The following is a 19889-nucleotide window of genomic DNA, read 5'->3' as shown; positions in this document are numbered from 1 at the left end:
CGGTTCTGATTTGCAAAACATTGTTCCGCTTAGCGGAACTTCAGTCAAGTTCGAAAATCAGGAATAGAGGAAACAGGAGAAACAACATGGCCGATGACGCCCGCTTCAGTTGGGAAGATCCGTTGCTGCTCGACCAGCAACTCAGCGACGAAGAACGCATGATCCGCGACGCTGCGCACGCTTACGCGCAGGACAAGCTGCAGCCGCGTGTGCTCGACGCGTTCCGCAACGAACACACGGACGTGGCGATCTTCCGTGAGATGGGTGAACTCGGCCTGCTTGGCCCGACCATTCCCGAGCAATACGGCGGTCCCGGTCTCAACTACGTCAGCTATGGCCTGATCGCGCGCGAAGTTGAACGTGTGGATTCAGGTTACCGGTCGATGATGTCCGTGCAGTCGTCGCTCGTCATGGTGCCGATCAACGCATTCGGCACCGAAGCGCAGAAGCAAAAATATCTGCCGAAGCTGGCGACCGGCGAGTGGATCGGCTGCTTCGGGCTCACCGAACCGAACGCCGGATCGGACCCCGCCAGCATGACAACGCGCGCCAAGAAGGTGAACGGCGGATTTTCGATCTCCGGCCAGAAGATGTGGATATCGAATTCGCCGATCGCCGATGTATTTGTCGTGTGGGCGAAGCTGGAAGAGGATGGCCGCGATCTGATTCGCGGTTTTATCCTGGAAAAAGGCTGGAAGGGCTTGAGCGCGCCGGCCATTCACGGCAAGGTCGGCTTGCGGGCATCGATTACCGGCGAGATCGTGATGGATGAAGTCTTCGTGCCGGAAGAAAACCTGATGCCGAACGTGAGCGGCCTCAAAGGCCCGTTCGCCTGCCTGAATTCGGCACGCTACGGGATCGCGTGGGGTGCGCTCGGTGCGGCCGAAGCGTGCTGGCACATGGCACGGCAATACACGCTGGATCGTAAGCAGTTCGGCCGTCCGCTCGCGGCCAACCAGTTGATTCAAAAGAAACTCGCCGACATGCAAACGGAAATCACCCTCGGGCTGCAAGGCGTGTTGCGTCTGGGCCGCATGAAGGACGAAGGCACGGCGGCGGTCGAAATCACCTCGATCATGAAACGCAATTCGTGTGGCAAGGCGCTGGATATCGCGCGCCTGGCGCGTGACATGCTCGGCGGAAATGGTATTTCAGACGAATTTGGCGTGGCGCGGCACTTGGTGAATCTGGAAGTGGTGAACACGTACGAAGGCACGCACGACATCCACGCGCTGATCCTCGGGCGTGCCCAGACGGGAATTCAGGCGTTTTTCTGAGTTGAGTCCTTGCCGGGATCGTCACGGCTCATTGAGGCCGCTGGAAAACAAAAAGCCAACGTGTTTCGTACATTGGCTTTTTGCTTTTTGCTTGGCTCTTGGCTCCCGGTCCGGCAAGCGCTTACTTGTTCGGCTGAGGCGTCAGGCGCAGATACGGGCGCACGGCCTTGTAGCCCTTCGGGAATTTGCGCTTGATCTCCTCCGGGTCTTGCAGCGACGGCACGATGATCACGTCGTCGCCCTGCTTCCAGTTGCCCGGCGTGGCGACCGAATGACTATCGGTGAGTTGCAGCGAATCGATCACGCGCAGGACTTCATCGAAGTTTCGACCTGTGCTCGCCGGATACGTGATGGTCAGCCGAACCTTCTTTTGCGGATCGATGACAAAAAGCGAGCGCACCGTCTGCGTCAAATTTGCGTTCGGGTGAATCATGTCGTAGAGCTCGGACACTTTCCGGTCGCCGTCGGCCAGAATCGGGAAACCGACATTCGCCGCCTGCGTCTCGTTGATGTCCTTGATCCACTCCTTGTGCGACTCCACGGTATCGACCGACAACGCGATCGCCTTCACGTTGCGTTTCTCGAACTCGCCCGCCAGCTTCGCGGTCAGACCCAGTTCCGTGGTGCAGACCGGCGTGAAATCCGCCGGATGCGAAAACAGCACGCCCCAGCTGTTGCCAAGCCATTCGTGGAACTTGATACGGCCCACGCTGGAATCCTGTTCGAAATCGGGCGCCGTGTCGCCTAGACGCAAACTCATAATGTGTCTCCTCAAAGTGATGCACCGGGTTATTCGTCACGCGGTGCAGGTCTGGTACAGGTTGGATGCAGGTATCCGGATCTTGCCCGGGGTTCGGATTGGCGAGGCCGTTCACGGTCATCCCGGCACGACGGCCCACCAAAAATTAAAGCATAAGGGACTAGACCTGCACAACGAACGAACATTCCGTCACATCGTCATGCGTTTTTGTAATTTTTCGGTCGCGGCGAAAACTTTCGCGGACGGGAATATCGTCCGCTCGATGGACGATTGCGTACCCCGTGCATTGAATGGCAGGGCTTTACGTGCGCGCGCGAAGGCCTCTTTGACGGTCCTCATGGCGAGCTTTGTGCCAGCAGGAACAGAAACTGCAAGGCTTGATCTCGGGGCCGGATGGACGCCAATTAGCGACCGCTTCTTTGGTACGATTGGCGTAGCCTTACTCGTGTGGAGCCATCAATGTCAGAAATTAATAAGGAGCGATTCATGTCGGATATCAAAACCGTTCTCGCAGACGCCGAAGACCTGTTGAAGCAGGCCGCAAGCGCCACGGGCGAGCGTGCATCCGAGTTGCGCGAGACCGCTCTGAGCCGCCTGAAGCAAGCGAAAGAGAAGGCTGCCGACGCACAAGTCGTGGTGATCGAGAAAGGCAAGAAAGCCGCGCGTGCGACCGACGACTTCGTACACGAACGCCCATGGGCATCAATCGGGATTGCTGCAGGTTTAGGCGTTGTTGTCGGTTTGTTGATCAACCGCCGTTAATCCTCGTCAAGTCCAGGCACCGGGTTCGGCCGCGGTTTTGCCACGCTTTGCTGAGTTTGGCGGGCTATTCGGCGAGCCAACCCGGAATTCGACCGGTGAAAACCGCAACCGCCTGGGAGCGCCGGGGTTTTGCCGACCGGCGTTCAGAGTAATAGACCGGCCGGGGCGGCTACAGGACCCGGCCGGAAATCTTCGCGCCAAAAATAACGCGCTCCTCGCGCTCAAGCCATGACGACAGACAGGCACTCTCAGCACGATACGCAAGGGCCGTTGCGCCGCATTGTCAGCTCCGTGTTCGCCATTTTCGAAACGCGCCTGGAACTGATCGGCATAGAACTCGCGGAGGAAAAGGAGCGGCTGATCGGCGTGCTCTTTCTCGGCCTTGCCGCCATGATGCTCACCATGATGGCGCTCATTACGCTCACGGTACTGATCGCGATTGCGTTCTGGGATACGTACCGGTGGCAATCGCTTGCTGCGATCACGGTCGTGTACGCGCTGGTTGCCGTGTTTTGCGCCCTTCGCGCGCGCACCGGTCTGATCAATGCGCCTAACGTCTTCGACGGCACGCTTGCCGAATTCAAGAAGGACCGCGACACGTTCAAGTGATACCTGACAGCGCTGCGGGCTCACCTCATGGCGATGCCCGGGCAGTACGACCACACCGTATTCATCGACGATCATTCAAGAGCTCGCCACGCCATGAGTCACTACGACGACACCTTCAAAGCTCCGAAGCGAGCGACCGCGCACAAGCTGAGCACGCCCCACATGCGCGCATTGCGCAAGGAACTGCTGATCGCGCGGGCGGACGTCGAGCGCATGGAACTCGCGCAGGCCAGCGCCGATCTGCGCTACAAGGTCTCGCATTTCAGCGTCCTTAGTCTGCTGATGCCGGGGCGCCGCAAGCGTGGCCGGGCAGCAGAAGGCAGCGGGTTCCTGGGCCGGCTGAGCGGCCTGTTCGGTGGCGGCAGTGGCCTGGCCCTGTTGCTTAAGCAATATCCCGTTGTGAGTTCGCTCGCTTCGCTGGTGCTCGCGAGACCCGTGCGCTCCCGCCTGATCGCCAGCGCGAAACCCATACTCAAGTGGGGCGGTCTGGGCCTGCTGGGCTGGGAGGCGTATCGGGTGTGGCAACAGATGAAATCGAGTCCGGACAAACCTGTGTCGCCCGACGTTGCCGTCGATCCGGACGCCTGAGCGGATAGTTCTTCGCGTTTGTTTCGTTTCTTCAATCTGTTCATTTTCCGCTCCAGCACGCCACCACCTTGGGCGGCGTGAGTTTTTCCGCCGACCGGTTTGACCTGGCTCCGGTTGCGTCCAGCGAATAGATTCCGCAGGCGTCGCCGGCGTCGACCGGCTCTGCTTCGATCGAATACCCGCCGTTCTGCTCCGACTCGCCGAACGTGCGCAACACGTAGACCGCCGTGCCCAACGCGGGCGCCTGGTCGAAGCCGAGCGGCAGCCTGGTAGCAGCGTCATTGCTCGAAACCGTTCGCGCGCTCTCTACGTATTGGGCGGCACGATAAAGCGCGGTCACCGCATCCAGCCGATGCCCTCTTGCCACCTGTTCCCGGTAAACCGGCATGGCGAATGTCGCAATGATCGCCGCCACGCCGAGCGTAATCATGAGCTCGAGCAGCGTGAAGCCCCTGTGTACCGTGGTCATGGTGACGATGGTGGTCATGGCGAACCCTGTTGAAACGGCCTTGCGACAATGCGTCGCCAGTGCCGCACGGCGCCGTGTTCACCCATTTCAATCTCCTGCTGTAACCACGACTCGTTGCCCACTATCCTGCCGAAACCGCGTGCGGTAATCAAAAAAGCGCCGGCTTGATTGGTAGTCCGCGCGGGCCACGCTTCGATCAGACATTGGGGCGGCCGTATCCCGTATGGCCAGGATGCGAACAGCGTCACGGCGCTCGCCGATGCACCCTCGAACGAAGCCTTCAGCCGCCATTTATTCGGTTCAGCGGTGAGCGGGCCGGTGGGACTTCCTGGCTCGGCGACGGTTTCGAGCGCGATGCCGGCGCATCGGATCAACGCGCTGTCGGCGCTGTGAAACGCCTGCACGCGTTCACCCAGACTGGTGGTGGTCCGGGCGCTGACAAGCGCCGCCTCGAGCCATGCGGCGGCGGTGACCAGCAGCATTGACGACATCACCAGGACGATAGGTAAAGCGATGCCGCGTGAGCCTCGACGTGAGCGGATAGGTTTTTTCATCACGGCTCCGCGCCCGCTTCGTTCAACGCGTTCGTTGTGTTCGGTGCATTTGTCACATTCCGCAGCGCGATGCGGCGCCGGAAAACCTGCCGGACGCGACCGTCCGCGGACACGACCGATGCACCGTCGCAATCCGCATAACGCGGGCGAGCGGTCGCGCTCGGACTGTCTCCACGCACGAGCACACACATGTCCACAGCGACGACCAGCGGCCAGCGGTCCGGTGAGATCGCCGCGGCATCGACGGAAGACGATGCGTCTTTCAGCCAGTAGCCGAACCTGAGCCGTTCAACTCCCTCGACCAGCGGCTGCCCGGTTCCGGGCTTGCCGCTTCCTTCGCAATACAGCTCGGGCTCGACGGTCGACGAACTCGCCTTCGCGTAATAGCGGTTGACGATCCGCTCGCCCGCCGAAATCTGTCCAAGACAGTCTGTTGGCGAGCCGGTCGACGACGGCCACGTGGAAATCGTATCGGCGGCGTAGCGGACAGCTATGCCATCAGAACGGCTTGCGAGCGTCTCGCACACCAGCGCGGCGTCGCTTCCGGCCGGGCGGCCTGGCGAGCAACCGAACAGCGCCGGGCTCTTGTCGGCCGGGTCGGCGCCAGCCGGGACAAAACCCGCCATCTGCACTTGCTGGCCGATCAGGTCGAGGGCGGTGCTTGCCGCGTCGCGCAGGCGCGTTGTTTCCGTCGCCTGATCGTAGGCAAACCGTTGTCCGCGATACAGTGAAATAGTCGCGAGAACGACCAGCAAACCGAGTGCGACGGAGATAGTCAGCTCGAGCAGCGTATGGCCACGCTGAGGGCGTCTGACAGCGTTCATCGGGCGAACGCCACGGCCACGCAGTCGAGCGTTGCGCCCACGCCCGGTTCTGCACACGACGCTTCGCCGCCGGATACCGGCGCCCGCCATTTCACGACCGCGATGTGCAAACCATCGCCACGGTCCAGCACGTCGACGTCGCCATCCGGCAACAGCGCAGCAGCTCGCGTGCGCCATTGTGCGACGACCGGATCGCGATCGGTGTCGTAACGTATTCCCTCTGCAACGGAATCCGCGATCGACGTGGCCAGCTCACGCGCCATCAGCGAACGTTCGTTGCGAGCCAGCCACAATTGCGAACCGATAATCCCTAGCGCCGTAATGGCCGTCAGCGACACCGCGATCAGGACTTCGATCAGCGAATCGCCTCCCCCGACCCTGCGCGATGAGCATTTCATGTCGCCGCTCCGCAAGCGCCTTGCGTCAACCGGGCCCGACCGCCCGCTGCGAGCCGGATACAGCGGCGCCCGCGCACTCCAAGCGATTTCAGCGCGTTGTCGCGCGCACCGAAGTCGAAGCTGCGAAAGCCGCCAATCACCTGGCCCGAGGGCGGCGTGAACGACAACTCGCTTCCCGTGCCGCCGATAGCTATGGCGCTCGCCGCCGGCTGCATTCGCAACAACACGCGCGCACCGCCGCGATCGGCAAATAGCCCCCACCCGCACGACCAGTCGGTCGAGCCGCCATCGCATGCCTTGCTCGCCGCCAGGCACGCGCGTGCGGCGTCGATCCGGCACAAGGTCACGCGTGCGCCGCGCCGGATCGCTTCCGAGCGTGCCAGCGTCAGGGTCGACATCATCAAGCGCGCCCGCGCGTCGATCTGATCGCGCTTATGCCAGACGACAACGGACGGTGTAGCGAACGTCGCAACAACAGCGATCACTGCGAGCTCGACCAGCGTAAAGCCTGACAAACATCGTAAATTCATCTGCATTCCTTATCGATTGAGCTCAATCCAACACTCAATCTAGAGGGAATTTTCGATGTGCGCCATTAGCCGATCGGTCGAGTATCGGACGTGCGAAAGCCTCGACATACTGTCGAAACGATCACTGGGTTCAAGCGAGAAAGGACAGGGAAATGCAGAAACGCTCAGCGTTTTCGGGGACTGGATTTGCGCGGCGCGGCGCGCCGGAATTCCTCGAGCACGTCTTCGAATTCGGACACGTCTTCAAAGCGTTTGTAGACCGAAGCAAAACGCACGTAGGCAATGGTGTCCAACTGGCGAAGCTCGTTCATCACGAGTTCGCCCAGACGGTCGCTGCGAACTTCTCGTTCGCCGCTACCAAGCAATTGATATTCGATCCGCGCAACGGCGGCATCAACGGCGTCCGCGGCAACCGGCCGTTTGCGCAGCGCCAGTTGCATGCTCGCCACAATCTTGGCGCGGTCGAACTCGGTACGGCTGCCATCCTTCTTGACGACCGACGGCAACGCGAGTTCCACGCGCTCATACGTGGTAAAACGCTTGTCGCAGGCGGGGCAACGCCGCCGCCGGCGAATTGCCGCCCCATCTTCCGACACGCGCGAATCCGCCACTTGCGTGTCCTCGTGCCGGCAGAAGGGGCAGCGCATGGCTTAGCCGTAGACCGGGAATTGCTTGGTCAACGCGGCGACCTTCGCGCGTACGCGCTCGAGATTGGCTTCGTCTTCCGGCGCGTCCAGCACGTCGGCAATCAGGTTACCCACCTGCTCCGCCTCCGCCACGCCGAAACCGCGCGTGGTCATGGCCGGCGAGCCGAGACGTACGCCGCTGGTGACGAACGGCTTTTCCGGATCGTTCGGAATCGCGTTCTTGTTCACGGTGATATGAGCCTTGCCGAGCGCCGCTTCCGCTGCCTTGCCGGTGATGTGCTTGGCGCGCAGGTCGACCAGCATCACGTGGCTTTCGGTACGTCCCGAAACAATCCGCAAGCCGCGCTTCACCAGGGTCTCGGCCAGCACCCGCGCGTTCTCCGCGACCTGTTGCTGGTACGCCTTGAATTCCGGCGACAACGCTTCCTTGAACGCCACGGCCTTACCGGCAATGACGTGCATGAGCGGGCCACCCTGGATGCCCGGGAAAATAGCCGAGTTGATCTGTTTCTCGAACTCGGCTTTCATCAGGATCACGCCACCGCGCGGGCCACGCAGGCTCTTGTGGGTTGTGGTCGTGACGAAGTCAGCGAACGGCACCGGGTTCGGATAAACACCGGCTGCGATCAGACCGGCGTAATGCGCCATGTCGACCATGAAATACGCGCCGACGCTCTTTGCGATCTTCGACAGCCGTTCGAAATCGATCTTCAGCGCGAACGCGGACGCGCCCGCCACGATCAGCTTCGGCTTGTGTTCCTTAGCCAGTTCTTCGGTTTTGTCGTAGTCAATGTCTTCGGCTTCGTTCAGGCCGTAGCTGACCACGTTGAACCACTTGCCGGACATGTTCACCGGCGAACCGTGCGTGAGGTGGCCGCCTTCAGCCAGGCTCATGCCCATGATGGTGTCGCCGGGCTTGAGCATGGCGAAGAACACGCCCTGATTGGCTTGCGAGCCGGAATTCGGCTGCACGTTGGCGGCTTCCGCGCCGAACAATTGCTTCACGCGGTCGATCGCCAGTTGCTCGACAATATCGACGTACTCGCAACCGCCGTAATAGCGCTTGCCCGGGTAGCCTTCCGCGTATTTATTCGTGAGTTGCGAGCCTTGGGCGGCCATGACAGCCGGGCTCGTGTAGTTTTCCGACGCGATCAGTTCAATGTGATCTTCCTGCCGGCGGTTTTCCTGCTCGATCGCCGCAAACAATTCCGGATCGACTTGGGCGATGGTACTTTGGGCTTTATCAAACATACGTTTTCCGTTGAATGGGTGTCAGTTGACCGGATCGCGCGTGTACATATGCGCTACGCCGCAAGAGCGAGAAGCACGATGGGTCCCAAGCGAGGCGGAAGAGATAAGCTCCGTTTACGCGAGACGGACAGCCACCGGCAACGCAACGAGCGCGTGCGGATCTCAGCTGCCCAGGCGAACGGCAAAACGACACCCTGCGCTTCCCGGTGGGTTAATCCACCTTGGATCCGAAGATCCTTGTCGCCAGTTACGCAGGGCTGGAGAGCCTTAGTTTAATGGGCCGCCTGAGAATAGGCAACTGCCGGAAAACCCCTTAAACAGGCGCTTCCAAGGCCGGATCGTTCTGGCGGCACCCGGGTGCAAACATCACCCTGGTGTCACCCAGGCGCTAGAATTGCCGGCCGGGAGCGGTATTTACGCTGCCAAGCCCGCCTCACAAGCGAATTGAAAGACATAAATGCTGACAACTTGCCGCGTCGCAGCAATCGAAGTACGCTTTCCCGCTTTCTCGCGAACGCCCGGGCGGCGGCGCGCAAGAGTTCCCTTCAGAAACCTGACGCACAACATTACAACCGGAATCCGCACATGATTGTATTTGTCACTGGCGCTTCCGCCGGCTTCGGCGCAGCCATTGCGCGCACGTTTGTCAAAGGCGGCCATCGCGTCATTGCAACCGCGCGCCGTAAAGACCGCCTGCTGGCGCTGTCGCAAGAACTCGGCGACGCGCTGTTGCCCGTCGAACTCGACGTTCGCGACGAGGCGGCGATCAAATCGGCCGTCGCGGCGCTGCCGGATGCTTTTTCGCAAATCGACGTGCTCGTCAACAATGCCGGCCTGGCGCTCGGTCTGGAACCGGCGCAGCGGGCGAGCCTGGACGACTGGAACAACATGATCGATACCAACTGCAAGGGGTTGGTCACGGTCACGCACGCGTTATTGCCCGGCATGGTCGAACGCAATCGTGGGCACGTGTTCAATCTGAGTTCGGTCGCGGCCACGTATCCTTACGCGGGCGGCAATGTTTATGGCGCGACCAAGGCATTCGTGCGCCAGTTCAGCCTGAACCTTCGCGCGGACCTGAGCGGCACGGCGTTGCGCGTCACCGACATCGAACCGGGCCTGTGCGGGGGCACGGAGTTCTCGAATGTTCGCTTCAAAGGTGACGACTCGAAGGCCTCGAACGTCTACAAGGACATGCAGCCGCTGACGCCCGAGGACATTGCCGACTCCATTTACTGGATCGCCACGCGCCCGGCGCACGTGAATATCAACGCCATCGAGTTGATGCCGATCGCGCAGTCATTTGCTCCATTGACCGTGCACCGCGGCTGATTTGGGCCAGTGAATATGCCAGGCGTCCAGCCGATGGTTGCCAGAAAGCAGCAACCAACAGCACGATTCGACGGACGTTTTGCGGCTTCCGGTAAAATGCACGGATGAACATGTCCACCAGCGAGCCTCGGAAGGCGAACGGCCTCTTGACCTTCGATTGGCCGCTCCGGGTCTATTACGAGGACACCGACGCCGGCGGCATCGTCTTCTACGCGAACTACCTGAAGTTTTTCGAACGGGCACGCACTGAATGGTTGCGGGCGTGCGGCATCGACCAGCGTGTGCTGGCCGAGTCGGACGGCGTGTTGTTCGTCGTCAAGCGCACGGCGCTGGAGTATTCAGCGCCCGCGCGCCTCGATGACGTCATTCATGTGGTAAGCCGGATCGAGCGTATTGGCGGAGCATCGGTGGATTTCCATCAGGAAGCCCGGCGGGACGGCACCTTGCTGGCTTCCGGCGACATCAAGGTGGCGTCGGTCAGTGTCGGCGCCATCCGCCCGGTCGGGATTCCTGCCTCGGTGCTCAACGGGTTACGCCGCGGACCGCAAGAATCTGTCTCAAATAACGCGTCAACCATGGCGGTGCCAGTACCGTTTAAATCATCTTGTTCAGAAAAACCCATGTAGACAAAGACTCTTTGACTCCATCAAGACCTGAACTGAATCGAGCCCGCGTGCCATCAGGCATGCAGGCATAGAAGTACCGAGCATCTGCTTGCCGGACCTGTCTACGCTTTCAGTCGTTTGTCGAAAACCTGACAATTCCGAGCCAGTGCACCTCGGACGCCCCTTTGGGACGTAACAGCGGACTTTTATGAACACTACACAAGACCTGTCGATCGTTTCTCTCGTCATCCATGCAAGCCTGCTGGCGCAGGCCGTCATGGCGCTGCTGCTGATACTGTCGTTGTTGTCGTGGACCTACATCATTCGCAAGTGGTTTGCCATTCGGCGCGCGCAGAATCAGACCGAGCGTTTCGAACGCGATTTCTGGTCGGGCGGTGACCTGCAGGCGCTTTATCAAAGTGCTGCCAACAACCGCCACACAATTGGTGCGCTGGAACGGATCTTCGAATCGGGCATGCGTGAGTTCCTCAAGGGCAAAGAGCGCCGCATGAATGATCCGGCGGCCATTCTCGATGGTTCACGCCGCGCCATGCGCGCCGCGTTCCAGCGTGAAATGGATGTGCTGGAAGTCAACCTCGCGTTTCTCGCGTCGGTTGGCTCGGTCAGCCCGTATATTGGTTTGTTCGGCACGGTCTGGGGGATCATGAATTCGTTCCGCGGCCTGGCTAACGTACAGCAGGCAACGCTTGCTAACGTGGCGCCGGGTATTGCCGAAGCGCTCGTGGCCACGGCAATCGGCCTGTTCGCCGCGATTCCCGCAGTGGTGGCGTACAACCGCTACGCACACGATATCGACCGCCTGGCCATTCGCTTCGAAACGTTTATCGAAGAGTTCTCGAACATCTTGCAGCGTCAGGCCCACTAAGGAGTCCAGTATGGCCGGAGGTCCAATGCGTTCCAGCATGCGCGGCAGCTCAAGGCGCGCCATGTCCGACATCAACGTCGTCCCGTACATTGACGTGATGCTCGTGCTGCTCGTCATTTTCATGGTAACCGCCCCGCTCGTCTCGCCTTCCATCATCAACTTGCCGACGGTCGGCAATGCGGCTCCGCAGGAGCAAACGCCGCCGGTCGTGGTCAATATCAAGGCCGACGGCAGCATGACCGTGCGCTACAAGGACGACGGCGGCGCGGCGCAGCAGCAGAGCATGACGGAGGGCGACCTCAAGGCGTTCGTGCTGAATCGCCAGGAATCGCATCCCGACCAGCCCGTCGTGATTGCCGCCGACAAGACCGTGAAATATGAAGTCGTCATGAACGTGATGTCGGATATGAAGGCGCGAGGCGTCAAACGGGTCGGATTGTTAGTCAAATCGCAATGATGAATCGGCAGTCCAGCAGTCACCATGGTGCGCGGGTCAGCGCGCGCCCCGTCCGTCCGCCGCGTGAACGCGGGACATGGAAAGCGTTCGCGCTTGCCGCGCTGATGCACGTGCTGCTCGGTATCCTCCTGTATCACGGCGTCAACTGGCAGAACAACACCCCGGCTGGCGCCGAGGCAGAACTGTGGACCGACATCCCGGATCAGGCGGTGCCCACGCCCCGCCCTGTTCCGCCGCCCGCGCCGCCGATCAAGGTGCAGCCGGCACCGCCGCCGGCGAAGGACGAGGAAGCGGACATCGCATTGCAGGAAAAGAAACGCAAGCAGCAGGAAGCAGCGGCCCGCGCCGCGCAACTCGCTGAACAGCAACGTGCGCAGCAGCTAGCCGACCAGGAAGCGGAGGCCAAGCGCCAGCAACAGCTCGCAGCACAACAAGCTGCGCAGCAAGCCGCTCTGGCGGCGCAAAAAGCGGCTCAGGATAAGCAGAAACAGGCCGATAAGCAAAAGCAGCTTGCTCAGCAGAAGCTCGATCAGCAGAAGGCGCAACAGGCGAAAGAGAAGGAAGCTGACGCAGCGAAAGCCGCGAAGCAACAGAAGGAAGCCGAAACGAAGGCGCAGGAGCAGGCAGACGCCAAGGCCAAGGCTCAGGCGGATGCCAAGGCGAAAGCCAAGGCCCAGGCCGACGCGCAGGCGAAAGCCAAGCTTGATAAGGAACGTAGTGCCCGGCTTGCGGCGTTGCAGGGTCAGGCGGGTGGCGGAACGAGCGACAGCGGCGAAGGACTGGCCAAGAGCGGCACAGGTCGCGGCGCGGGTGGGACGGCAACATCGGCCGGGTACGCTGAGAAGGTGCAGCGGCGCGTTCGTCCAAACATCAGGTGGGGAGGAGAAACAGCGGGACTTGAGACGGTGATCTCGGTACGTGTCTCTCCGGCAACCGGCACGCTGTTGTCTGCCTCAATCCAGCGCTCGAGCGGCAACGATCAGTGGGACCAGGCCGCGCTCCGCGCAGTTCAGCTCTCGGATCCGATGCCACTGGACATCAACGGTCAGGCACCGCCGACGTTTACGATCACAATGCGTCCGGCGGGTGGTTGAACGGACATGGTAAAACGACAGCGCACAATGAGCCTTGACGGGAACGAATTGTGCGTCTGGTGGTCTCTTCTGCTGCCGCCGGTAGTTTAAAAATCGCTTTTTCTGGAACCAGATACATGAGTTTGATGACGAAGCTTGGCTTGAAAACGCTTGTTGCATCCTGCCTGATCGCTGCGGGCACCGCTGCCCATGCGCAGTTGAATGTGCTTGTGACGGGCGTGGGTTCTACCCAATTTCCCATTGCCACCGCCACGTTTGCCAACGAAGCAAATTCGCCGCAGCAGATCAGCGCGATTGTTCGTCAGGATCTGGCGCGCAGCGGCAAGTTTACAAATATTGACGCGGGCGCCACGCCCGTGTCGGAAACGGATTCTGTCGACCTCGGCAGCTGGAAAGCGAAAGGTGCGGACGCATTCGTGTCCGGTAGCGTGAATCGCCTGCCGAACGGCCAGTACGAAGTGCGCTTCCGCCTGTACGACACGGTCAAGCAGCAAAACCTGGGCGGCCTGTCGCTTGTCAGCCCGGAAAGCGGTTTGCGCATGAGCGCACACAAGGTTGCGGACTATATCTACGCGAAATTGCTGGGCGATCGTGGTGTTTTCGCCACGCGCCTGTCGTATGTGATCAAGACCGGCGGCCGTTATCAGTTGCAGATTTCGGACTCCGATGGTCAGGACGCGCGCATTGCGCTGTCCAGCCCCGAGCCGATCATCTCGCCGGCGTGGTCGCCTGACGGCACCAAGGTCGCGTACGTTTCGTTCGAAAAGAAAAAACCCGTTGTTTATATCCACGACCTGCCGACTGGCAAGCGTGTGATCGTATCGAATCAAAAGGGCAATAACAGTGCACCGGCGTGGGCACCGGACGGCCGCAAGCTTGCGGTCGCCCTGTCGACTACCGGCAACACGCAGATTTTCCAGGTGAACGCGGACGGCAGCGGTTTGCGTCGCCTGACACTGGGCAGCTCGATTGACACCGAGCCGGCTTACTCTCCCGATGGCAACACGATTTATTTCACGAGCGACCGCGGCGGCGCACCTCAGATCTACAAGATGTCGGCGAACGGCGAAAGCGCCGGCCAGGCACAGCGCGTCACATTCACGGGCAATTACAATACAAGCCCGCGAGTGAGCCCGGACGGCAAGCAGATTGCGTACATTTCGCGTGTTGGCGGCGGCTTCAAGTTGTATTTGCTGGACCTCGCGTCCGGCACGGCAACTGGCCTGACCGATACCACAGCAGACGAATCGCCCAGTTTTGCGGCGAATGGTCAGTACATCCTCTACGCCACCCAGGTGAACGGGCGTGGCGTGTTGGCGGCCGTGTCGACTGATGGTCGTACGCGGCAAGTCTTGTCGCTTCAGGGGGGCAGCGTACGCGAGCCGTCCTGGGGTCCGTTCATGCAATAAACCTCACGCAATAACTTAAGCAGCAACACACAAGGAGAGTAACCATGATGTCTAAAATTCGTATCGGCTTTGCAGTGGCGATGGTCGGTGCATTGGCCGCATGTCATTCAGGCGTGAAGCTGGATGAAGGTGCAAACAAAGGCGCGATCGGCACGCAACCCGACGCGAACGCAGTTCAACAGGTCAACGTCGATCCGCTGAACGATCCGAACAGCCCGCTGGCCAAGCGCAGCATTTACTTCGACTTCGACAGCTACGCTGTTCGTGACGACTATCAGCCGCTGCTGCAACAGCACGCGCAGTATCTGAAGAGCCATCCGGACCGTCACGTCCTAATCCAGGGCAACACCGACGAACGCGGCACGAGCGAGTACAACCTGGCGCTGGGCCAGAAGCGTGCTGAAGCTGTGCGTCGCGCAATGTCGCTGCTGGGTGTGGCCGACACGCAGATGGAAGCCGTGAGCCTGGGCAAGGAAAAGCCGCAAGCAACGGGGCATGATGAAGCGTCGTGGGCGCAGAATCGCCGCGCTGATCTCGTTTATCAACAGTAACGTAACCAGTCACGGGTGAGTCGCCGTATGTTGTATCGCTTCCCCTCGCTGCGCTCGGTCGCAGTTGCTTGTTTGTTGGGTTCGGCCGTGGTCGGCGGGTCGGCGCACGCGGCGTTGTTTGATGACAATGAAGCGCGCAAAGCCGTGCTCGATTTGCGCACGAAAACGGACAGCCTGGCTAGCCAGTTGTCCGCCGCTCAGCGCACGATCCTCGATCAATCGAATCGTCTCGATCAGTTGAATCAGCAGGTCGCTACGCTTCGAGGCCAGAACGAGGACCTGGCCAACCAATTGACGACGTTGCAAAAGCAGCAAAAGGACTACTACACCGACCTCGATGGCCGGTTGAAGAAGTTCGAACCGCAGCAGCAGACGGTGGATGGCGTGCAAGGGACGGTGCAGCCCGGCGAGACTGAAGCGTTCAATGCCGCGTCAACGCAATTCCGTAATGGCGACTTCAAGAACGCTGCTGCATCGTTCAGGACGTTTGTCGCCAAGTATCCGGACAGCCCGTACCAGCCGACCGCGCAATATTGGCTGGGCAATGCGCTGTATGCGCTGCGTGATTACAAGGCATCGACCGCAACCTGGCAAAATCTGGTGACGAAATACCCAACGCATCCGCGAGCGCCTGATGCGCTGCTCGCTATCGCGAACAACCAGATCGAGCAAGGTCAAAAAGCCGCTGCGAAAAAGACGCTGGATCAGGTCATCTCGCAGTACGGCGGAACGGAAGCCGCGCAGTCGGCTGAAAGCAAGATGTCGCAGGTGAAGTAAGCAAAGCTGGTCTTTGCGCCTCTCGTTGAAAAAGCCCGTAGCGTGGTTGCTGCGGGCTTTTTCTTATGGGTTTTGTGTACGATTTCCGCCGTTCCGCGATGCGGAGCATTTTTACGCTCCGTTGACAACTTGCGGTCGGTGTGACTATAATTTCGGCTCTTTGGGTCGTTAGCTCAGCTGGTAGAGCAGCGGACTTTTAATCCGTTGGTCACAGGTTCGAATCCCGTACGGCCTACCAAAGACATGAAGGGCTCAGCGCAAGCTGGGCCCTTTTCTCATTGTGGAAGGCATTTTGGGTTGCACGCAAACTGAGCCCTCACCCCACCCCGCAAGCCGTCGGCACATCCACATAATCGCCAGCCGTCACACCATTTCCGCAACGTGGGCAAGCGGGGTCTCGCAGCAAGCGCAAGCGGTTAAACCGCATTCCCAGCGCGTCGAACTGCAGCAAGGTACCGGACAGCGACTCACCAATACCCAAAATCAACTTGATCGCCTCGGTCGCCTGCAACAACCCGATCACCCCCGGCAGCACGCCAAGCACACCCGCTTCGGCGCAGTTTGGCGCGAATGCCGCCGGCGGCGGTTCCGGAAACAGGCACCGATAGCAACTGCCACCCTCCCGCGCCGGCCAGAACACGCTGACCTGCCCTTCGAAACCTTGCACCGCGCCGTAGACCATCGGCAGACCCAGCCGCACGCACGCATCGTTGGCCAGATAGCGCGTGGAAAAATTGTCGGAGCCGTCGATCACGACATCGTGCCCGCGAATCAACGCCTCGACATTACTCGCGAGCAACCGCGTGCGTTGCGGTTCGATCACCACATGAGGATTGAGCGCCGCCAAGGTCCGGCAACCGGACTCGACCTTGGGCGTGCCGATATCGACATCGCGATGCAGCACCTGGCGCTGCAGATTGCTGCGATCGACGAGATCATCGTCGATAAGCGTGATATGGCCGATCCCTGCCGCAGCCAGGTAGAGCGCCGCCGGCGAACCCAGCCCGCCCGCGCTGATCAGCGCCACCCGCGCGGCCGCGAGCTTTCGTTGGCCGTCCAGTCCCACTTCGGCGAGGCGTAAGTGGCGGGAATATCGTTCGAGAAAATCAGCGTCGGCGGTAGCCGCGCTCATCGGCAAACCGGCTGCTTTCCATCGTGTAGTGCCACCGCTGACCGAGGCAACGTGTGTATAACCCCGCGATTGCAGCAACCTCGCACACTGCAGCGAACGTGCGCCCACCCCGCAGATCAGCAGGATCTCACCGTCAAGCTCAGGCAACCATGCCCCCGGTTCAGCCTCCAGCCGGCCCTTGCTGACCCCCATCGCCCCCTCGGCCATTCCGGCCGCGCGCTCGCCGTCCTCACGCACGTCCACCATCAATGCGCCCGACCGCTGGCGTTCGTGCGCCTGTTCCGGGGACAGTTCGACTATCGCCTTAATCATCATCGTGCTCCTTATGAGCGAATCAGAATCAACTCACCGTGACCAGGCGGGTGAACTCGCGCAGGAGGTCGTAGCCGTCCCACATCGTGGAGAATTCGAGCCCACGTCCCATCGGCATGATGCGATCGATGCCCCGTCTGGATGCTTTCCGGGCGAACGAAACCATCTCGTCGACAGTGAAACCGAAATACGTCAGCGTCTGATCCTGACGTTGCAACAGGGGTATCAGCTCGTCGAGCGATTCAAGGCGCAGATGCGGAAACGTCCCGGTTCCAAGCCAGCGGCGCGGGAGGCGGACAGGCGTGGCGAGCCGCACGAAAGCGATCTCGTTGCCGATAAAACGCACGTTGTCGGCGACACCTTCCGCAGCCAGACCGTAAGCGGCAACATGTTTCTGGATAGCCATCGCAGCGTCTGTGCGCGGCCCCCGGACCTCTACCGTTTGGACCAGCAATGCCGCGAACGCAACTTGCGCGTCCGCTACATCCGGTTCCGTGCCAATCCAGAAAATCGTTCCGGGAGACGCGCATGCTGCTGACCAAATAAGTAGGCATCCGAATGAAATGCATCTACCGCCTGTTTTCTCTGAGGCGCGTCGGCCAGCAGAAAAGCCGTCGCGCGGATCACCGCAAACGAAGACCGGTTCGCAAACGTGAGATCCCGCGCCGATGGCCGCAGCGGTGAATGACGGATATCGTCAATGGCGCGATCGCCGCCTCACAACACTCGCAAGTCACAGGCGGCCGAAAGTGCCGACGTCGCAGCCTCGTCACGATGGTCGTAGCTCACGATCCGCTGCGTCTTCGCCACCACGGGATCGGCCTCATCCAGACTCTGCGCCAACGCGGCGAGCACGGCCTCGGTGGCTTCTCCACCCCGATCCGATACCCGCACGACATTGCGATTTCCGGCCAACGCGGACAAGGCCCAGGAGTAGACGAACACCGTATCGGCATTGCCGGGCGCGATGTGAAAAACCAGCCCTTGAGGAAAACGCAGCGTGCGATCCCCGGTATCAAGCCGCGCCAGTTCCGAACCAAGGTGACCGCGACGAAGGTACGCGCCGAGTGGTCCCAGTTCCGGATGGCGTCGTGCCAGCGCCGGTACACGCAGGCGCTGGCCGACTGCATCGAGGAAATCGAGCATGCGTTCATCGCCGACTTGCAGAGCCAGGCCGGACTCTGGGTCGCGCGTCGCTTGAAGCATCGACTCAAGCAACGCCGATGCTTCAAGCGGCGCGCCCATCGGGAACAGCGGCCGGATCATGTCGGTGCCTTGTCTTCAATGGCCGCACGAACCAGCGCCCGGTAATCGATCTTGCCGTTGCGCAGCAGCGGCAATTTATCGATTGCGCGTGCAACAACACCATGCCGGTTCACGCCGAGTCGTTCCGCGACGCTGCGCGAAATAAGTTCCAGCCGCGCCGCTTCGGCCTCGCCTTCGCACCACAACACGATCGCTTCGTCGTTGCGCGAAACCGCGATCGTCACGCCTTCAGCACCCGCTTCAATAGCCACGCGTTCGACTGCATCCAGGTTGATACGTTGTCCGAATAGCTTGGCAATCCGCTTGAGACGGCCCTCGAGATAGAGATACCCCTCCTGGTCGAAGCGCCCGATATCCCCTGTGTGCAGCACGCCGCGGGAATCGTCGCCACGGGCGAGATCGGCGGCGGTATCGGCGTAACCCATCATGACGCCTGGTCCGCGGAAGATAACTTCACCGACGACGTCCGGCTCACGGGTCTCCTCACCGGATTCAATACGAATAGACAACGCTGAGCCCGGCACGGCCACGCCGACCGAACCGCACTTCTCGCCAATGCGGTGCGCCGGCAGAACCGCCATCCGGGCCGTTGCTTCCGTTTGCCCGTACATGAGATAGAAACGTCCTTCCGACCGGCCGATGCCACGGACAAGTTGTGCAATCAGTTCAGGCCGCATGCGACTGCCGGATTGTGTCATCGTGCGCAGGCCGGGATGTGCCGACGGTGTCCATCGCAAACGCGCGAGCAGCTCATAGGTATGCGACACCGCAGCGAAGGAAGTCGCTCCGTAGTGGTCGACACATGCCCAGAAATCCGGGCCGATCACCGGATACGCATTCACCACCACAGTAGCGCCCGCCAGCAGATGGCTGTTGAGCACCGACAAGCCGTAGCCCAGGTAGAACGGCAGACTGGCCGGTGCGATTTCCGCGCCGGTGATGTCCAGCGCTCGCACGATCGCAGCGGCGTTGGCGAGTACACCCTGCCGTGACAGGCGCACCATGCGGGCCGCGCCGGTCGAGCCGGAGGTGGTCAGCAGCAAGGCCACATCGGGATGCACGGCCACCGCGCTCGCCTGCCTGATCCACCCATGCGCGACATGGCGATAACCCTCGGGCGCAGGCGTTTCGATTCCAGGCTGCCACAGGCCCGCCGGTTCGAATCGCGCAATCAGTTCCGTCAGCGTGTCCGGCTCCATGCCCGGATCAAGCAACGCGAGCGCCCGGCCCTGGCGAAACGCGGCGAGATAGCGGCACACGGTATCGACGGTCCATGGCATGGCGCGGGTAAAAAGAGCAGGCCGGGCGGCAGCGCATGCAGTTCGTCTTCCATCGCGTGAATTCGCGCGGCGAACTCGCGCCCGCGCAAGCTCAGGCCGCTGGCCGCATCGATCAGGCA

24 protein-coding genes, 1 tRNA gene and 1 riboswitch are annotated in these 19889 nt (G+C 60.9%); of the genes, 13 read left to right on the top strand and 12 right to left on the bottom strand.

Annotation, left to right across the window (positions count from 1 at the left end):
* Nucleotides 1-86 precede the first annotated feature (86 nt).
* On the top strand, nucleotides 87-1277 hold the full coding sequence (locus tag AWB69_RS02305) for an acyl-CoA dehydrogenase (RefSeq protein ID WP_062081674.1): 1191 nt from the start codon (nucleotides 87-89) through the stop codon (nucleotides 1275-1277).
* Nucleotides 1278-1398: 121 nt separating this feature from the next.
* Here AWB69_RS02305 and AWB69_RS02300 read toward each other — a convergent pair whose 3' ends face one another.
* On the bottom strand, nucleotides 1399-2037 hold the full coding sequence (locus AWB69_RS02300; protein WP_062081671.1) for a peroxiredoxin: 639 nt from the start codon (nucleotides 2035-2037) through the stop codon (nucleotides 1399-1401).
* Between the two features lie 459 nt (nucleotides 2038-2496).
* On the opposite strand from AWB69_RS02300, the gene AWB69_RS02295 reads away from it, so the two are divergent.
* From AWB69_RS02295 to AWB69_RS02285, 3 genes are all read left to right on the top strand, one after another.
* A complete protein-coding gene (locus AWB69_RS02295) occupies nucleotides 2497-2799 on the top strand; it encodes a DUF883 family protein (RefSeq protein WP_062081668.1) in 303 nt (100 codons plus the stop codon).
* Between the two features lie 228 nt (nucleotides 2800-3027).
* Complete coding sequence (locus tag AWB69_RS02290; protein ID WP_062081666.1) at nucleotides 3028-3408, top strand: phage holin family protein; 381 nt, start codon at nucleotides 3028-3030, stop codon at nucleotides 3406-3408.
* A 93-nt stretch (nucleotides 3409-3501) separates the two neighbouring features.
* A complete protein-coding gene (locus AWB69_RS02285; protein WP_062081966.1) occupies nucleotides 3502-3996 on the top strand; it encodes a DUF3318 domain-containing protein in 495 nt (164 codons plus the stop codon).
* A gap of 40 nt (nucleotides 3997-4036) precedes the next feature.
* On the opposite strand, the gene AWB69_RS02280 is transcribed toward AWB69_RS02285, so the two are convergent.
* The 7 genes from AWB69_RS02280 to glyA form a co-directional block, all read right to left on the bottom strand.
* Complete coding sequence (locus tag AWB69_RS02280; RefSeq protein WP_231936954.1) at nucleotides 4037-4483, bottom strand: type IV pilin protein; 447 nt, start codon at nucleotides 4481-4483, stop codon at nucleotides 4037-4039.
* Nucleotides 4480-5019 carry a pilus assembly PilX family protein gene (locus AWB69_RS02275; protein WP_062081664.1) on the bottom strand — a complete coding sequence of 180 codons (540 nt, stop codon included), beginning with the start codon at nucleotides 5017-5019 and terminating at the stop codon, nucleotides 4480-4482. The genes AWB69_RS02280 and AWB69_RS02275 overlap by 4 nt, the downstream gene beginning before the upstream one ends.
* On the bottom strand, nucleotides 5019-5843 hold the full coding sequence (locus AWB69_RS02270) for a type IV pilus assembly protein (RefSeq protein ID WP_062081662.1): 825 nt from the start codon (nucleotides 5841-5843) through the stop codon (nucleotides 5019-5021). The genes AWB69_RS02275 and AWB69_RS02270 overlap by 1 nt, the downstream gene beginning before the upstream one ends.
* Entirely contained in the window at nucleotides 5840-6241 is a 402-nt protein-coding gene (locus AWB69_RS02265) for a type IV pilus modification PilV family protein (RefSeq protein WP_062081660.1), read from the bottom strand. Before AWB69_RS02265 ends, AWB69_RS02270 begins: the two co-directional genes overlap by 4 nt.
* The gene (locus AWB69_RS02260; RefSeq protein ID WP_062081658.1) at nucleotides 6238-6777 is read right to left on the bottom strand and encodes a GspH/FimT family pseudopilin; all 540 of its coding nucleotides are present in this window, start codon (nucleotides 6775-6777) and stop codon (nucleotides 6238-6240) included. The genes AWB69_RS02265 and AWB69_RS02260 overlap by 4 nt, the downstream gene beginning before the upstream one ends.
* 158 nt (nucleotides 6778-6935) lie before the next feature.
* Complete coding sequence (nrdR, locus tag AWB69_RS02255; RefSeq protein WP_062081655.1) at nucleotides 6936-7418, bottom strand: transcriptional regulator NrdR; 483 nt, start codon at nucleotides 7416-7418, stop codon at nucleotides 6936-6938.
* Nucleotides 7419-7421: 3 nt separating this feature from the next.
* On the bottom strand, nucleotides 7422-8669 hold the full coding sequence (gene glyA, locus AWB69_RS02250; protein ID WP_062081653.1) for a serine hydroxymethyltransferase: 1248 nt from the start codon (nucleotides 8667-8669) through the stop codon (nucleotides 7422-7424).
* A gap of 161 nt (nucleotides 8670-8830) precedes the next feature.
* A riboswitch (ZMP/ZTP riboswitch) is annotated at nucleotides 8831-8930 on the bottom strand.
* Between the two features lie 324 nt (nucleotides 8931-9254).
* On the opposite strand from glyA, the gene ydfG reads away from it, so the two are divergent.
* The 9 genes from ydfG to AWB69_RS02205 all read left to right on the top strand — a co-directional run bounded on the left by ydfG (nucleotide 9255) and on the right by AWB69_RS02205 (nucleotide 16018).
* The gene (gene ydfG / locus AWB69_RS02245) at nucleotides 9255-10001 is read left to right on the top strand and encodes a bifunctional NADP-dependent 3-hydroxy acid dehydrogenase/3-hydroxypropionate dehydrogenase YdfG (RefSeq protein WP_062081651.1); all 747 of its coding nucleotides are present in this window, start codon (nucleotides 9255-9257) and stop codon (nucleotides 9999-10001) included.
* 110 nt (nucleotides 10002-10111) lie between these two features.
* Nucleotides 10112-10627, top strand: coding sequence for a tol-pal system-associated acyl-CoA thioesterase (gene ybgC / locus AWB69_RS02240; protein WP_062081962.1), 516 nt, complete (start codon nucleotides 10112-10114; stop codon nucleotides 10625-10627).
* Between the two features lie 187 nt (nucleotides 10628-10814).
* Nucleotides 10815-11492: a protein TolQ gene (gene tolQ, locus AWB69_RS02235; RefSeq protein WP_062081648.1), complete on the top strand. Its 678-nt coding sequence runs from the start codon at nucleotides 10815-10817 to the stop codon at nucleotides 11490-11492.
* Between the two features lie 10 nt (nucleotides 11493-11502).
* A complete protein-coding gene (gene tolR / locus AWB69_RS02230) occupies nucleotides 11503-11949 on the top strand; it encodes a protein TolR (protein WP_062081646.1) in 447 nt (148 codons plus the stop codon).
* Nucleotides 11949-13043, top strand: a complete 1095-nt coding sequence (gene tolA, locus AWB69_RS02225; protein WP_197500157.1) for a cell envelope integrity protein TolA — start codon at nucleotides 11949-11951, stop codon at nucleotides 13041-13043. The genes tolR and tolA overlap by 1 nt, the downstream gene beginning before the upstream one ends.
* Nucleotides 13044-13159: 116 nt before the next feature.
* Entirely contained in the window at nucleotides 13160-14452 is a 1293-nt protein-coding gene (gene tolB, locus AWB69_RS02220; protein ID WP_062081642.1) for a Tol-Pal system beta propeller repeat protein TolB, read from the top strand.
* 44 nt (nucleotides 14453-14496) lie between these two features.
* A complete protein-coding gene (pal, locus tag AWB69_RS02215; protein WP_062081640.1) occupies nucleotides 14497-15003 on the top strand; it encodes a peptidoglycan-associated lipoprotein Pal in 507 nt (168 codons plus the stop codon).
* A gap of 27 nt (nucleotides 15004-15030) precedes the next feature.
* Nucleotides 15031-15780 (top strand): tol-pal system protein YbgF, encoded by a 750-nt coding sequence (gene ybgF, locus AWB69_RS02210; protein ID WP_062081638.1) that lies wholly within the window; start codon nucleotides 15031-15033, stop codon nucleotides 15778-15780.
* A 162-nt stretch (nucleotides 15781-15942) separates the two neighbouring features.
* A tRNA-Lys gene (locus AWB69_RS02205) sits at nucleotides 15943-16018 on the top strand.
* 78 nt (nucleotides 16019-16096) lie between these two features.
* Here the strand turns inward: AWB69_RS02205 and moeB are convergent.
* From moeB to AWB69_RS02190, 4 genes are all read right to left on the bottom strand, one after another.
* Nucleotides 16097-17224, bottom strand: coding sequence for a molybdopterin-synthase adenylyltransferase MoeB (gene moeB, locus AWB69_RS02200; RefSeq protein WP_062081636.1), 1128 nt, complete (start codon nucleotides 17222-17224; stop codon nucleotides 16097-16099).
* A 28-nt stretch (nucleotides 17225-17252) separates the two neighbouring features.
* Nucleotides 17253-17630, bottom strand: coding sequence for a hypothetical protein (locus tag AWB69_RS48560; protein WP_197500155.1), 378 nt, complete (start codon nucleotides 17628-17630; stop codon nucleotides 17253-17255).
* A 311-nt stretch (nucleotides 17631-17941) separates the two neighbouring features.
* Nucleotides 17942-18490, bottom strand: a complete 549-nt coding sequence (locus tag AWB69_RS48555) for an acyl-CoA reductase (protein ID WP_197500154.1) — start codon at nucleotides 18488-18490, stop codon at nucleotides 17942-17944.
* Nucleotides 18487-19770 carry an AMP-binding protein gene (locus AWB69_RS02190; protein ID WP_197500153.1) on the bottom strand — a complete coding sequence of 428 codons (1284 nt, stop codon included), beginning with the start codon at nucleotides 19768-19770 and terminating at the stop codon, nucleotides 18487-18489. The genes AWB69_RS48555 and AWB69_RS02190 overlap by 4 nt, the downstream gene beginning before the upstream one ends.
* Between the last annotated feature and the right edge of the window lie 119 nt (nucleotides 19771-19889).

Origin of the sequence: Caballeronia udeis (assembly GCF_001544555.2) — a bacterium.
In the GTDB taxonomy this organism is placed as follows: domain Bacteria; phylum Pseudomonadota; class Gammaproteobacteria; order Burkholderiales; family Burkholderiaceae; genus Caballeronia; species Caballeronia udeis.
The sequence above is the reverse complement of the archived record's forward strand: the minus strand, read 5'-3'. Positions and strand labels throughout refer to the sequence as shown.